The organism is Oceanitalea stevensii, assembly GCF_014837105.1.
Classification (GTDB): domain Bacteria; phylum Actinomycetota; class Actinomycetes; order Actinomycetales; family Actinomycetaceae; genus Oceanitalea; species Oceanitalea stevensii.
In genome coordinates this window covers 316,105-328,606 of sequence record NZ_JACSPO010000001.1, presented here as the reverse complement: position 1 = coordinate 328,606, position 12,502 = coordinate 316,105, and the positions used below count along the sequence as shown (strand labels likewise).

Genomic DNA, 12,502 nt, shown 5'->3' with positions numbered 1-12,502 from the left:
GCGCTACCGGGCGTCCGACTCGGCGAACAGCTTCGTCTCCCGCCACCGGCCGAACCGGTAGTAGAGGAAGGCGATGGCGCTGCTGACGATGAAGCTCGCCCCCATCCCCAGGGCGATGCCGCTCTCCCCGACGTGCCGCGCGAACAGCGAGGTGAGCGGGAAGCGCAGCACCCAGAACGAGATGATGTTGAGGACGAGCACCTGGTACATCGCGCCGGACGCCCGCACCACGCCGTTGAGGACGAAGTTGATCCCGAGGAACGGGTAGCACAACGCCACGATGCGCAGGTACTGGGTCCCGAACTCGACGGCGTCGGGCTCGCGGACGAACAGCGAGACCGCCGGCCGGGCGAGGGCGACGACGAGCAGGGCGACCGCCGTCATGATCGCGAGGTTGTACGCGACGCCCACGCGGGAGATCCGCCCCACCCGGTCCCAGTTCCGCGTACCGATGTTCTGCCCGGCCATGCTCGCCACAGAGATCCCCAGCGCCTGCGCCGGGAGCATGATGAGCGAGTCGATCCGCTGCGCCGCACCGAAACCGGCGAGGACGCCGGACCCGAAACCGGTGACGACGCTCGTGATCGCGGCCGAGCCCGCCGAGATCACCGCCATCTGCAGCCCCGCCGGGATCCCGAGGCGCAGGATCGTGCGCACCTCGGGCCACGCGGGCAGGGTGGGACGGCGCAACGGGACCATCCGCCGTCGGGCCACGTAGGCGAGGCCGTAGCCGAACGCGGTGCCCTGCGACAGCACGGTCGCGACGGCGGCGCCGCGCACGCCCAGCCCGAGCACGTGGATGAGGAGCGGGTCGAGGACGATGTTGAGCAGCACCGCGACCAGCACGAAGCGCATGGGCGTGCGGCTGTCCCCCACCGCCCGCAGCACGGTGCTGAGGAAGTTGTACCCGAAGAGGAACGGGATCCCGAGGAAGGTGATCTGCAGGTACTCCTGCGCCGGCGCCATGATCGACTCCGGTGTCCCGAGCAGCGCGAGTAGGCTCCCGGAGAACGCGTAGCCGAGGCCGCCGAGCACGACGGACAGGACGAGCAGCGTGACGACGAAGGCGTTGAGGTAGCGCGCCAGGCCGCGCTCGTCCCCGCGGCCCTTCTGCTGGGACAGGATCGTCAGGGCGGCGTTGTTCATCCCGATGACGAAGGACAGCGCGGTGAAGACGATGACGGCGGAGACGGCGACGGCGGCGAGCGCGTCGGCGCCCAGAAGGTTGCCGATCCACAGGCTGTCGACGAACTGGAAGGACGTCTGGAGCAGGTTCGCCAGCATGATCGGCGCCGAGAAGGCGACGAGCTGGCGGAAGGTGCTGCCCTGGGTGAAGTCATGCCCCTGCCCTGTCCGGGTGATGCTCCTCAGCCCCCTTCACAGCGCGCGCGGCCCCGTCCAGGGCCGGCGTCACTATAGGTCAGCGCCGGCCGGGGGCTCGCGGCGCGCGACGGCGCCGCGCCGCGAGCTCAGCGCACCAGTGCCGCCACCTGCCAGACCATCCCGGAGCCCTGGAGAACCTGTCGCATGCCCCTGGCCTCCACGGCGCCGACCATCGCCGTCGGCGGGTGCGCGAACGCGCGGTACTCGCGGCCCAGCACGCCGGACGTCGCGTTCTGTGCGGCCACGAAGGCGCGCGTGGCGACGTTCCGGGGTGGGTGACTGAAAGCCAGCCGGCCCCGGCAGAGGTCCGCCGCCGCGCCCAGCAACCGCTCGACGTCGGGGTAGCAGCACACGACGCGGTGGAGGACGACGACGTCGGCCGGCTCGACGTCGTCGGCGTCGGCCGCGATGTCGGTGACGTGCCGGTACGCCCTGTCCGCGACGCCCGCCTCCTCCGCCAGTCGCCTCGCCTCGACGTCGTACGCCGGTGAGAGCTCGAGCGTGGTCGCGCTCGCCGCCCCGCGCCTCAGCAGCTCGATGCCGATCTCGCCGACCCCGCCGCCGATGTCGAGCACCGTGGCCCCGGCGACGCCGTCGGCAGCCAGGAAGTCGACCATCTGCCGCGCGGCCGTGTCGAGACCACGCCGGCGGTACCGCCTCGCCGCGTACCGGGCGAAGCCGGCGCCGAACATCTGGTCGCACCCGTGCGGGTCGCAGCACCCGGCCATGGGACCAGTCTCCACCCGCAGTCGGCCGGCACGGGCAGTTCCGCGCACGTCTCATCGCAGGACGCGCAGCACGCCCGGTCGCTCGGCTTGTCCGTAGGCTGGGTGCCATGGCCGAGCTCACCGTCCTCCACAACACCCGCTGCTCCACCTCCCGCCACGCCCTCGACGCCGTCGCGGACGCGGGGGTCGACGCCGAGGTCGTGCAGTACCTCAAGACGCCGCTGGACCGGGCGCAGCTGCTCGACCTCATCGCCAAGCTCGAGGACCCGCCGGCCGACCTCGTCCGCAAGGACGCGTTCTTCACCGAGCAGGGCCTGTCCGCAGCCGACTTCACGACGGCGGAACAGGTGGCCGACCTCCTCGTCCAGCACCCTCGGCTCATGCAACGTCCCGTCCTCGTGCGCGGTGACCGCGCCATCATCGGCCGCCCGAAGGACCGGGTCACGGCATTCCTCGCGGAGGGCTGAGCACGGACGGAAGGGAACACCAGCAATGACGCCTCCAGCTGACCACGCTGCCTACATCGCCGCGGCGCCCGAAGCCTTCCGGCCCTCACTCGAGCGACTGCGTGCCCTCCTGGCCCGCACACTGCCCGAGGCGGAGGAGATCGTCGCCTACAACATGCCCGGCTTCACGATCGGCGGCACGGTCGTCGCCAGCTATGCGGCGTTCAGCAAGCAGTGCGGGCTCTACGTCCTTCCCGGTGCGATCGCCGACCACGCCGACGAGATCACGGCTGCCGGGCTCAAGGCCACGAAGACGGGCGTCACCTTCACGCCGCGCAAGCCGATCCCCGACGACCTCGTCGAACGGCTGGTGAGTGCCTCGCGCGCGGAAGCCGGGGGCTGAGACACCCGCCACCGCCGTGACGCTTGCGTCCTGGCGCCAGCGGCGCCAAACTGGCGCCATGCCGAGCATCCAGATCAAGAACGTCCCCGAGCGCACCCACGCGATCCTGCGTCGACGCGCTGCGGAGTCGCACCAGTCCTTGCAGGAGTACCTGCTCTCCCGGCTCGTGGAGGATGCCGACACCCCCACGCTCGACGAGGTCCTCCACCGTGCCGGCGGCCGGTCGGGCGGGTCCGTGCCCCTCGCGGATGCCGTCGAGCAGCTCGGGCTCGAGCGTGCTCGTCGTTGACGCCAGCGTCCTCGTCACGGCGCTGGCCGACGACGGCCCGGATGGCGACAACGCTCGCTCCCGGCTGCGCGGGGAGACCCTCGCTGTGCCCGAGCTCGCTGACCTCGAGGTTCTCTCGGTGCTCCGCCGCCAGCTCGCCGCCGGTCGCCTCGACGCACGCCGGGCGCGCCTGGCACTGACGGATCTGCGCGACCTTCCCGCGCGCCGGGTTCCTCATCTGCCCCTCCTCGACGGCGTGTGGTCGCTGCGAGCCAACCTGACCGTCTACGACGCCGTCTACGTGGCACTGGCCGATGCGCTCGAGGCAGTCCTCCTCACCGGGGACGGCCGCCTCGCCCGCGCGCCCGGCCTGCCGTGCACGGTGGAGCTGCTCGCGCGCGGCTGACAGGGGCGGTCCTGCCCACGCGACGGGAGACGCCGTCGTCGACAGTGGGCGGCCAGCACACCCAGGCGCCACTCTGGTGCAGTGGAGACCCTCCCGCTCCGGTCGGCGCGTGGCCGCTGGGTGGTGCTCGCCGCGACGCTCGCGTCGGCGATCGCCTTCCTCGACGGCACGGTCGTCAACGTCGCGCTGCGCCCGATCGCGCTCGACCTCGGCGCGACGCTCGTGGACCTGCAGTGGGTGGTCAACGCCTACACGCTCGCGCTGGCCTCACTCATCCTCGTCGGCGGCTCGCTCGGGGACCGGCTGGGCAGGAGGCGCGTCTTCGTCGTCGGGATCGCGTGGTTCGGCCTCGCCTCGGTCGCCTGCGGCCTGGCCCAGGGCATCGACCAGCTCGTGGTCGCCCGCGGGCTCCAGGGCATCGGCGCGGCCCTGCTCACGCCCGGGAGCCTCGCGCTCATCCAGTCCCTCATCGCCGAGGAGGACCGCGCCCGCGCGATCGGCTACTGGTCCGCGTGGTCGGGAGTCGCGGGCGCAGTCGGGCCGCTCCTCGGAGGCTGGCTCGTCGAGGCGCTGTCGTGGCGGTGGGTCTTCTTCATCAACGTGCCGGTCGCCGCCGTCGTCGTCGTCATCGCGGTGCTGCGGGTGCCGGAGTCCCGGGCTGCGGAGCGTCAGGGACGGTTCGACGTGCCCGGGGCAGCGCTAGGGGTTCTCGCGCTCGGTGGCGTCACCGTCGCCCTCATCCAGGGCGGGTGGGTGCCGGCGGCGGTGGGCGCGGTGTCCGCCGTCGCCTTCGTCGCGGTCGAGGCCCGTACACCTCACCCGATGCTGCCGCTCGGAGTCTTCGCCGACCGGACCTTCTCGGTGGCGAATGCCGCCACCTTCCTCATCTACGCCGCCCTCGGCGCGGTGATGTTCTTCCTCGTCCTCCACCTCCAGGTGGTCGCCGGGTACAGCCCGCTCGCGGCCGGGGCCGCGACGATTCCGTTCACCGTCCTGCTCCTCGTCTTCTCGCCCCGGGTGGGGACGCTGCTCGAGCGCACCGGCCCGCGGCTGCTCATGTCGCTGGGGCCGGCGGTCGCCGCCGTCGGCGTCGTCCTCCTCGTCGGCATCCCCGAGGACGCCGCCTACCTCACCGACGTCCTGCCCGGCGTCGTCGTGTTCGGGGCGGGGATCACGCTGCTCGTCACGCCGCTCACCGCGACGGTGCTGGCAGCCGCGCCCACCGCTCACGTGGGCGTGGCCAGCGGGGTGAACAACGCCGTCGCCCGTGCCGCGGGCCTGCTCGCGGTCGCCGCACTGCCCGCCGTCGTCGGGCTCGGCGACGAGGGCTCGCTGTCCCCCGCCACCTTCGCACCCGGCTACGCCCGGGCGATGTGGTGGTGCGCGGGGCTGCTCCTGTCCGGGTCTGCCGTCGCCGGGCTCCTCCTGCCCGGTGGCCCGCGGACGACGGCGCGGCGGGGCTGACGTCTCCCACCACCGGTCGATCCGCCGAGGAGAAGGTGCCGAGCACGAGCACCTGGTACGTCACCGCGTGCGAGCGTCCCCGAGGGATGTGACAACCTGACAGAGCCACGCGTCGGCAGCTTCCTGCTGCCTCCGAGCGACTGGCCGGACCTCGAGCAGCGCCGATAATCGGTGGTGGGAGTGATGCAGCACGTGCTGGAACAACAGGCCGGCGTAACCGACGAGCCCGTGGGCGCGGCAGCACGTCGTCGGACGTTCGCGGTGATCAGCCACCCGGACGCGGGCAAATCCACGCTGACGGAGGCGCTGGCCCTGCACGCCCGGGCGATCACCAAGGCCGGGCACGTGCACGGCAAGGCCGGGCGCAACACGACCGTCTCGGACTGGATGGAGATGGAGCAGGCCCGCGGGATCTCGATCTCCTCGGCGGTGCTCCAGCTCACCTACCGCGACACGGTGCTGAACCTCGTCGACACCCCGGGACACGCGGACTTCTCCGAGGACACCTACCGGGTCCTGACGGCGGTGGACGCGGCGATCATGCTCATCGATGCCTCCAAGGGGCTCGAGGTGCAGACGATGAAGCTGTTCGCGGTCTGCAAGCACCGCGGGATCCCGATCATCACCGTGATCAACAAGTGGGACCGGCCGGGCAAGGACCCGCTGGAGCTCATGGACGAGATCACCGAACGCACCGGGTTGACGCCCACTCCGCTGACCTGGCCGGTCGGGATCGCCGGCGACTTCCGCGGCGTGGTCGAGCGGGACAGCGGCGACTACGTCGCGTTCACACCGACCGCAGGCGGGGCGGAGATCGCCCCAGAGGAGCGCATGAGCGCCGGTGAGGCAGCCGCCCGCGAGGGCGACGCGTGGACCGTCGCCCGGGAGGAGTCACAGCTGCTGGCTGCCTCCGGAGCCGAGCACGACCACGAGATGTTCCTCGGCGGCATCTCCACCCCGGTGCTGTTCGCTGCGGCGGTCCGCAACTTCGGTGTGCGCCGGCTGCTGGACGCGCTGGTGGAGCTGGCCCCCGCGCCCGGCCCCAGGACGGATCGCGAGGGCCAGGCACGCCCGCTGGATGCACCGTTCAGCGCCTTCGTCTTCAAGCTGCAGGCCGGCATGGACACCGCACACCGCGACCGACTGGCCTACATCCGGGTCTGTTCGGGCGTCTTCGAGCGGGGCATGGTGGTGACGACCGCGCGCACGGGCAAACCGTTCGCGACGAAGTACGCCCAGCAGGCCTTCGGCCGCGACCGCAGCCTGGTGGAGGTGGCCTACCCCGGCGACGTCGTGGGGCTGGTCAACGCCTCGAACCTGCGCATCGGCGACACGCTCCACGCCGGTCCCCCGGTCCAGTTCCCCGCCCTGCCGACCTTCGCACCGGAGCACTTCGCGGTGGCACGCGGGGTGGACACGGGAAGGTACAAGCAGTTCCGCCGCGGCATCACCCAGCTCGAGGCCGAGGGCGTGGTCCAGGTGCTGCGCTCCGACCTGCGAGGGGAGCAGGCGCCGGTACTGGCGGCCGTGGGACCGATGCAGTTCGAGGTCGCCGAGAGCCGCATGAGTGCGGAGTTCGGCGCCCCGATCCACCTGGAGACGCTGGGCTACAGCGTGGCGCGGCGCACCACCCCCGCCTGGGCCCCGACACTGAGTGCGGAGTGGGGCGTCGAGGTCGTCCACCGCGAGGACGGCGAGCTGCTCGTGCTCCTCCCCGACCAGTGGCGAGCGCGGTCGATCCAACGCAACCATCCCGACGTCGTCCTCGAGCCGCTGGTCGCGACGTGAACACCGCCACCGACGGTCCGTGCATCGACTGACGGCGCCGCGCCCGCGGGCGGGACTGCTCACGGGCGCGGATCGACCCGCTTCCACCGCTTCTCGCCCCGCCGCGCGCCCATCCCGGCCGCGCACCGCGGGCACAGAGAGGTGACGGCGTCGGCGTGCGTTCCCGTGGCGGGCTGGACCTCCGCCCACGGGACGTGGGAGAAGCGCAGGAGCCGCTCACGGCTCAGGGCGAGCCCGCACACGGTCTGGTTCGTGCCCGGCACCCAGGCGTGGACCTCGCCGGCGGGTGAGCGCGCGCCGTCGAGGTCGGTCGTCTCGTCGGTGGCGACGACGGACGCTGACGTCGGGCGTCCTGGTCCCCGGCCCACCGCTACCTCGTCGCCCCGCCGCGGCGGGCGGCGTACTCGGCGAGCGGGACCCGCTCCCCCGGCTCGATACCGAGTGCGGCGGCGAGCTCCGGGTCGCGGATCGGAGTGGTCTTGGTGCCCGTCTCGAAGAGGAAGGAGACCTCGCGGATCTCGTAACGGTCCCCGCCGTCGGGCAGCTGCTCCTGGAAGCGGGAGCTGCCGGGCGTGAAGTCGCACTCGGCGTAGGCGAAGCTCCGTGCCCGGTCCTCGGTACGGTCCCACGCACGGACCGAGGCGATGGTCTGCGCCGGTGTCTGGCCGTCCGCCTCCGGGTTGTCGCGCACCACCTCGGCGACCGAGCCGGGCAGACCGTCGAGACGCTCGACACCGGGCCACCCGGAGGTCACCGCACGCTCGACGAGCTCGCCCCAGCGCAGGTCACCGGCCACCTTGACGTCCACGCCACCGCAGGGCGCGAGGTCGTCCAGGTCGCAGGCGGACGCGTCGACGGTGATGCCGGGGCGCGAGGCGGAGAACGGCGGGATGATGGCCATGTCTCCATGACACGCCTCCGCTCGCGCCCTCGCAAGCGCCGTTGCCCGGGGTGCGGTCTACAGCCCCGTCCGGCTCACCCCGTACTGCGCCTGCTCGCTGGTGAAGCCCTCGAAGATCAGCTGGTCGACGAGGCCGGCGCGGGAGAAGGCCGAGTACTCGAGGTAGTTCTCCGCTGACTTGGCCGCCTGCTCGTTCCAGTCGACCGTGACGTTGTCGACGGCCCAGGTCGCGTGCTCGGTCGAGAAGCCCTCGAACTCCAGCTGGCCGATGAGTCCCGTCCGCGAGAAGGCCGAGTAGTCGAGGTAGCCCTCGGCGGACCGCTGAGCCTGCTCCTTCCAGCTGACCGTGACGTTCTCGACGGCCCAGGTCGCGTCCTCGGTCGAGAAGCCCTCGAACTCCAGCTGGTCGATGAGTCCGGAGCGCGAGAAGGCCGAGTAGTCGAGGTAGCTCTCCGCGGAGCGCTGCGCGTTCTGCTGCGACACCGTCCCCGCCGCCGCTGCCTCCTCGGCAGCGATCCGCTCGGCCTCCTCGGCGGCGAGGCGCTCGGCCTCCTCGGCCGCGACCTGCTCCGCCTCGAGGCGCTCCGCCTCCTCGGCCGCCTCCTGCTCAGCCTCCTCGGCCGCCAGCCCTTCGGCCTTGTCGGCCTCCGCCGCCGCGCTCTCCTCGGCCTTGCGCTCCTCGGCAGCGGCCGCCTCGGCGGCAGCGGCGTCCTCGGCGCTCACCGTCTCGACCGCCTCGGTCGTCTCCGCGGCCGTCGGCGGGGCGGGGTCATCCCCACCGGTGACGGCACCGATGGCGAGGAACAGCGCCACGAGGCCGGCCGGGATGAGATAGCGCTTCTTGCGGTACCAGGAGCGCGGCTGTTCCGGTGCGCCGCCCACACCGGTGGCCGTGCCGGCCGGCGGGTCGTCGTTCCAGGAAGGCGCGTAGCGCGGGGGTTCGTGCTCGGACATGGAGGACTCCGTGTGCTGCCGCGGCGCGGTGCGTTGCGCCTGTGCCTGCGGCGTCCTGGCTGGTGCAGCGCCTCGTCGTCCCCCTGCGGCACCACGACGGGCGCCCCCAGCACCCTCACGCTAGTGGCGTTTCTCGGCGACGTTTGACGAACAGGGAAGGCATCTTCAGACGCGCCAGGGCCCCGCACCGCGAGCGGTACGGGGCCCCGGCCGGCTCAGCCGACGAGCTCTGGTTCTCAGCCGTTCGGCTCTGCCGTCTCCGACGGCGTGCGGCGCACGCCGAGGGTGTCGCGGCCGTCGCCGTTCCAGTCACCGACGAGCACCTCGTCGCCCTCACGGCCGAACCGCACCGAGAAGTCGGCGTCGCCGCCGGCGAGGGAGTTCTTCACGAAGTACGCGTTGCCGCGTCGCACCGCGAAGGTGTCGGTGCCGTTGCCGTCCCAGTCACCGGCCAGCGTCACGTCGGCCTCACGGCCGTAGGTGAACGTCCGGTCGGCGTCCCCGCTCCGCATGGAGTTCTTCACGTAGTAGGTCGAGGCGCGGCGCACCGCGAAGGTGTCGGTGCCGTTGCCGTCCCAGTCGCCGACCATGACCGCGTCGCTGGCGCGGCCGTAGGTGATGACGTGGTCCGGCTCGCCCCCACGCAGGGAGTTCTTCACGTGGTAGGTCGACCCGCGGCGCACGGCCAGGGTGTCGCGGCCGTCGCCGTTCCAGTCGCCCACGAGGACGACGTCACCGGGACGCCCGTAGGTGAACACGCTGTCCGCGTCCCCGCCCCGGGGGGCGTTGTTGACGTAGAAGCGGTTCTCCCGGCGCACGGTGATCGTGTCGGTCCCGTCCGCGTCCCAGTCACCGATGAGGACCTCGTCGGTGTGCCGGCCGTACTGGAAGACGTGCTCGGGCTTGCCGTCCCAGCCGTCGTTGAGGAAGAACCCGTACTGCTGCGGCGCCGGCCCCGGCTCGACCGGCTCCTCCGGCTCCAGCGGCGGCACCTCGCCGTCGCCGTCGCGGTCGATGACGAAGGACGGGGTCGACCACGTCTCGACGTGGTCCGGGTTGTCCGCGTCGCCGAGCGCGCTGAGCACCTCGACCTCGAGCACGTAGTGCCCGTCCGGCACGGGGCTGCGGCCCCCGCCGCTCGTGGAGCGCGTCCCGTCCCAGGTCCACGCGGTGAACGTGCCCGAGTCGCGGCCGATGTGCTCCTCGTAGCGGGCGACCGCCTGCCGCTCGACGGCCTGCGTGCTCGCGCCCTCCGGCATCGGCCGGTAGATGGTGAACGTCAGCGACTGCGCCGGGTGCTCGAGGTGGACGAGCACCGTGGGCACGTCGCCGTCGGCCAGCGTGTAGACGGTGCCGCCGTCGGCGAGGTTCCACACGCCGCCGGCCGCGCACTCGATGCCGAGGAACCGGTCGCACTCGTCGATCTGGCCGAGAGCCGGCAGGTCGATGTCGCCGAGGTTCTCCAGCAGCGGCTGCGCCTGGTAGTCGCCCGCGAAGCCGGCGAAGGGCACGCTCAGCGGCTCGCCCTCCTCCGGCGTCAGGACGACGTAGCCGCCGTACTGCGCCTGCTCGAGGTCCTCCGCCGGGCTGATGGCGACCTCGAAGGAGGCCTCCCCGCCCGCCGGGACCGTGAGCTCGTCGGGCATGACCACGCGGGCGTCACCGTCGTAGAAGCCCGGGTCGTCCGGGTCGTCGGCCGTGGCGATCGCGCTCGTCGAGGACAGCTCGTAGGTCACGTCCTCCTCGCCGTCGTTGGTCACCGTGAGCTCGCGGGTGACCGCGCCCTGCTCGGACTCGCCCAGCGAGAGCTTTCCCGGGGTCACCGTGGCCGCGGACAGGATCGCGTCGTCGATGTCGAGCATGCCCGCGCCCTGGCGGTGGACCGGCTCGGTGTAGCCCTGGTTCGGCGCACCGGACCAGGTGGCCGGGTCGGCCGTGTTGAGCAGGTGGTCACGGACGTCGTGCGCGTCGGTGTCCGGGCGGGCCTGCAGGAACAGCGCCGCCGCGCCCGCCACGTGCGGGGCCGCCATCGAGGTGCCGGAGATCGTCGCGTACTCCCCCTCCTCCAGCGGGTAGGTGGAGTAGATGCTGCCACCGGGCGCGCCGAGGTCGGGCTTGAGGGTGAGGTCGGCCGCCAGCCCGTAGGAGCTGAAGTCCGACATGAGGCCCGCCGTCGGGTTCGGGGCGGTGCCGATCTCGTCGGTCCAGGTGAGCGTCGCGCCGCCGTCGACCACCGCGGCGTCCGCGGCCAGGCCGGAGGCCTGCGAGATCGCGATGACCGGGATGGTGATCGGCGGGGTCCCCGCGACGGTCGGGTTGATGACGCCCGGCACGTTGTTGTAGATGACGACGGCGGCCGCACCGGCGTTCTGCGCCTTGAGCGCCTTCGCGTAGAAGCTCGCGTCACAGGCCGGGTCAGCGGCGTCCGCACCGCGCTCGATGAGCACCGCATGGCCGTCGAGGTCAGCCGTGATGTCGGGGCACGCACGCGCCGCGGCCGTCCCGGGGTCACCGAGCCGCGCGAGCGGCAGCGAGCCCTCGGTGGGCGGCTCGGGTGAGCCGGTGGCCGGGAAGTACGGGTGCTCCTCGCCGTCGATCTCGACGACGGAGGCGGTCACCGACACGTTGTCGAAGGAGGCGACGCCGATGACGTCCTCCCCCACGCCCGGGGCGCCGGCGGACCAGGTGCCCGAGGCGCCGCTGTTGCCGATGGAGGCGACCATGACGACGCCCGCGTCCACGAGGTTGTCGCTCGCCACCGCCGTCGGGTACTGCGGCCAGGTGGAGAAGGCCGAGCCGATGCTCTGGTTGACGACGTCCATGCCGTCGTCCAGCGCCCGCTCCATCGCGGCAACCATGATGTCGGACTCGGTGGAGCCCTCACAGCCGAAGACGCGGTAGGCGCCGAGCTCGACGCCCGGGGCCACGCCGCGGACACCACCGTTGAGGACGTCACCGTCGGCGCCGACGATGCCGGCCACGTGGGTGCCGTGGCCGTTGCAGTCGTCCGGGTCGGCGTCGGGCATGGGCACCGGCTGGTAGTTCGGGTCCTCGGGGTCGGAGTTGTAGTCGTCCCCGACGAAGTCGTAGCCGGCCACCACCTTGTCGGAGGGGAAGCTGGTCTCGCCGTCGACCCCGGCACCGCCGAAGTCGGGGTGGTCGTAGTCGACGCCGGTGTCGATGATGCCGACGCGGATGCCCTCGCCGTCGAAGCCGAGCTCGCTCTGGGCGATGTCCGCGCCCGTCATCGACAGGGCGCTCCACAGCTCGGGGGCGGCGACCGGACGGTCGGGCGCGGCGACGGGCAGCACCGGGTAGACGGCGCGGACCTGCGGCAGGTCGGCGACCTTGTCGATGTCCTCGTCGTCGATGTCCGCCGAGACGCCGCTCCACAGGGTGGAGAACTCGTGGCGGACCTCGAGCTCGACGCCGGCGGACTCGGCCTCGGCGACGAAGCTGCGCTGGGCGCGCTCGATGCGCGCGGTGCTGCCGCCCTTGGTGGCGGGCCGCTGGTCGAGCTCGACGAACCACGCCCCGGTGGGCGAGGAGGCGAACTCGCTGGTGAGCTCGGCGTCCACGCTGGGCGTCTGGACGCCGAGGTCCGACGCCGTGCCGAGGAACTCGGTGTCGCCGGTGTCGGCGACGGCGGCGGGCGCGGCGAGCGTCAGCGCGAGCGCTGCCACGGTGCCGACGCTCAGGCCGACACGGGCGCAGCGTTGCGCGCCGGTCGGCCGGGTGACTGGTCTTGTCACGGGGATCCC

12 protein-coding genes are annotated in these 12,502 nt (G+C 72.4%); 6 read left to right on the top strand and 6 right to left on the bottom strand.

Annotated elements, in window-relative coordinates; translation table 11 throughout:
* Positions 1–3 precede the first annotated feature (3 nt).
* Positions 4–1,284, bottom strand: a complete 1,281-nt coding sequence (locus H9624_RS01580; RefSeq protein ID WP_251838154.1) for an MATE family efflux transporter — start codon at positions 1,282–1,284, stop codon at positions 4–6.
* A gap of 185 nt (positions 1,285–1,469) precedes the next feature.
* A complete protein-coding gene (locus tag H9624_RS01575) occupies positions 1,470–2,111 on the bottom strand; it encodes a methyltransferase domain-containing protein (protein ID WP_251838153.1) in 642 nt (213 codons plus the stop codon).
* A gap of 107 nt (positions 2,112–2,218) precedes the next feature.
* Here H9624_RS01575 and H9624_RS01570 point away from each other — a divergent pair, with 107 nt between their 5' ends.
* From H9624_RS01570 to H9624_RS01545, 6 genes are all read left to right on the top strand, one after another.
* Positions 2,219–2,578 carry an ArsC/Spx/MgsR family protein gene (locus H9624_RS01570; protein WP_251838152.1) on the top strand — a complete coding sequence of 120 codons (360 nt, stop codon included), beginning with the start codon at positions 2,219–2,221 and terminating at the stop codon, positions 2,576–2,578.
* 25 nt (positions 2,579–2,603) lie between these two features.
* Positions 2,604–2,960, top strand: coding sequence for an iron chaperone (locus tag H9624_RS01565; RefSeq protein WP_251838151.1), 357 nt, complete (start codon positions 2,604–2,606; stop codon positions 2,958–2,960).
* A 58-nt stretch (positions 2,961–3,018) separates the two neighbouring features.
* The gene (locus H9624_RS01560; protein ID WP_251838150.1) at positions 3,019–3,249 is read left to right on the top strand and encodes a FitA-like ribbon-helix-helix domain-containing protein; all 231 of its coding nucleotides are present in this window, start codon (positions 3,019–3,021) and stop codon (positions 3,247–3,249) included.
* Complete coding sequence (locus H9624_RS01555; protein WP_307784908.1) at positions 3,236–3,634, top strand: type II toxin-antitoxin system VapC family toxin; 399 nt, start codon at positions 3,236–3,238, stop codon at positions 3,632–3,634. Before H9624_RS01560 ends, H9624_RS01555 begins: the two co-directional genes overlap by 14 nt.
* Before the next feature lie 81 nt (positions 3,635–3,715).
* A complete protein-coding gene (locus H9624_RS01550; RefSeq protein ID WP_251838148.1) occupies positions 3,716–5,098 on the top strand; it encodes an MFS transporter in 1,383 nt (460 codons plus the stop codon).
* Between the two features lie 183 nt (positions 5,099–5,281).
* Positions 5,282–6,886 carry a peptide chain release factor 3 gene (locus H9624_RS01545; RefSeq protein ID WP_251838147.1) on the top strand — a complete coding sequence of 535 codons (1,605 nt, stop codon included), beginning with the start codon at positions 5,282–5,284 and terminating at the stop codon, positions 6,884–6,886.
* Between the two features lie 59 nt (positions 6,887–6,945).
* On the opposite strand, the gene H9624_RS01540 is transcribed toward H9624_RS01545, so the two are convergent.
* From H9624_RS01540 to H9624_RS16320, 4 genes are all read right to left on the bottom strand, one after another.
* Entirely contained in the window at positions 6,946–7,254 is a 309-nt protein-coding gene (locus tag H9624_RS01540) for a hypothetical protein (protein WP_251838146.1), read from the bottom strand.
* 2 nt (positions 7,255–7,256) lie between these two features.
* Complete coding sequence (locus tag H9624_RS01535; RefSeq protein WP_251838145.1) at positions 7,257–7,787, bottom strand: UDP-N-acetylmuramate dehydrogenase; 531 nt, start codon at positions 7,785–7,787, stop codon at positions 7,257–7,259.
* Between the two features lie 57 nt (positions 7,788–7,844).
* On the bottom strand, positions 7,845–8,741 hold the full coding sequence (locus tag H9624_RS01530; RefSeq protein ID WP_251838144.1) for an Ltp family lipoprotein: 897 nt from the start codon (positions 8,739–8,741) through the stop codon (positions 7,845–7,847).
* A gap of 236 nt (positions 8,742–8,977) precedes the next feature.
* The gene (locus tag H9624_RS16320; protein ID WP_307784907.1) at positions 8,978–12,493 is read right to left on the bottom strand and encodes a S8 family serine peptidase; all 3,516 of its coding nucleotides are present in this window, start codon (positions 12,491–12,493) and stop codon (positions 8,978–8,980) included.
* Positions 12,494–12,502: the final 9 nt, after the last annotated feature.

What these genes read in the sequence shown, in the direction of transcription:
- H9624_RS01580 (WP_251838154.1), bottom strand. Translation starts at nt 1,284, where the DNA reads ATGCTGGCGAACCTGCTCCAGACGTCCTTCCAGTTCGTCGACAGCCTG.
- H9624_RS01575 (WP_251838153.1), bottom strand. Translation starts at nt 2,111, where the DNA reads ATGGCCGGGTGCTGCGACCCGCACGGGTGCGACCAGATGTTCGGCGCC.
- H9624_RS01570 (WP_251838152.1), top strand. Translation starts at nt 2,219, where the DNA reads ATGGCCGAGCTCACCGTCCTCCACAACACCCGCTGCTCCACCTCCCGC.
- H9624_RS01565 (WP_251838151.1), top strand. Translation starts at nt 2,604, where the DNA reads ATGACGCCTCCAGCTGACCACGCTGCCTACATCGCCGCGGCGCCCGAA.
- H9624_RS01560 (WP_251838150.1), top strand. Translation starts at nt 3,019, where the DNA reads ATGCCGAGCATCCAGATCAAGAACGTCCCCGAGCGCACCCACGCGATC.
- H9624_RS01545 (WP_251838147.1), top strand. Translation starts at nt 5,282, where the DNA reads ATGCAGCACGTGCTGGAACAACAGGCCGGCGTAACCGACGAGCCCGTG.
- H9624_RS01535 (WP_251838145.1), bottom strand. Translation starts at nt 7,787, where the DNA reads ATGGCCATCATCCCGCCGTTCTCCGCCTCGCGCCCCGGCATCACCGTC.
- H9624_RS01530 (WP_251838144.1), bottom strand. Translation starts at nt 8,741, where the DNA reads ATGTCCGAGCACGAACCCCCGCGCTACGCGCCTTCCTGGAACGACGAC.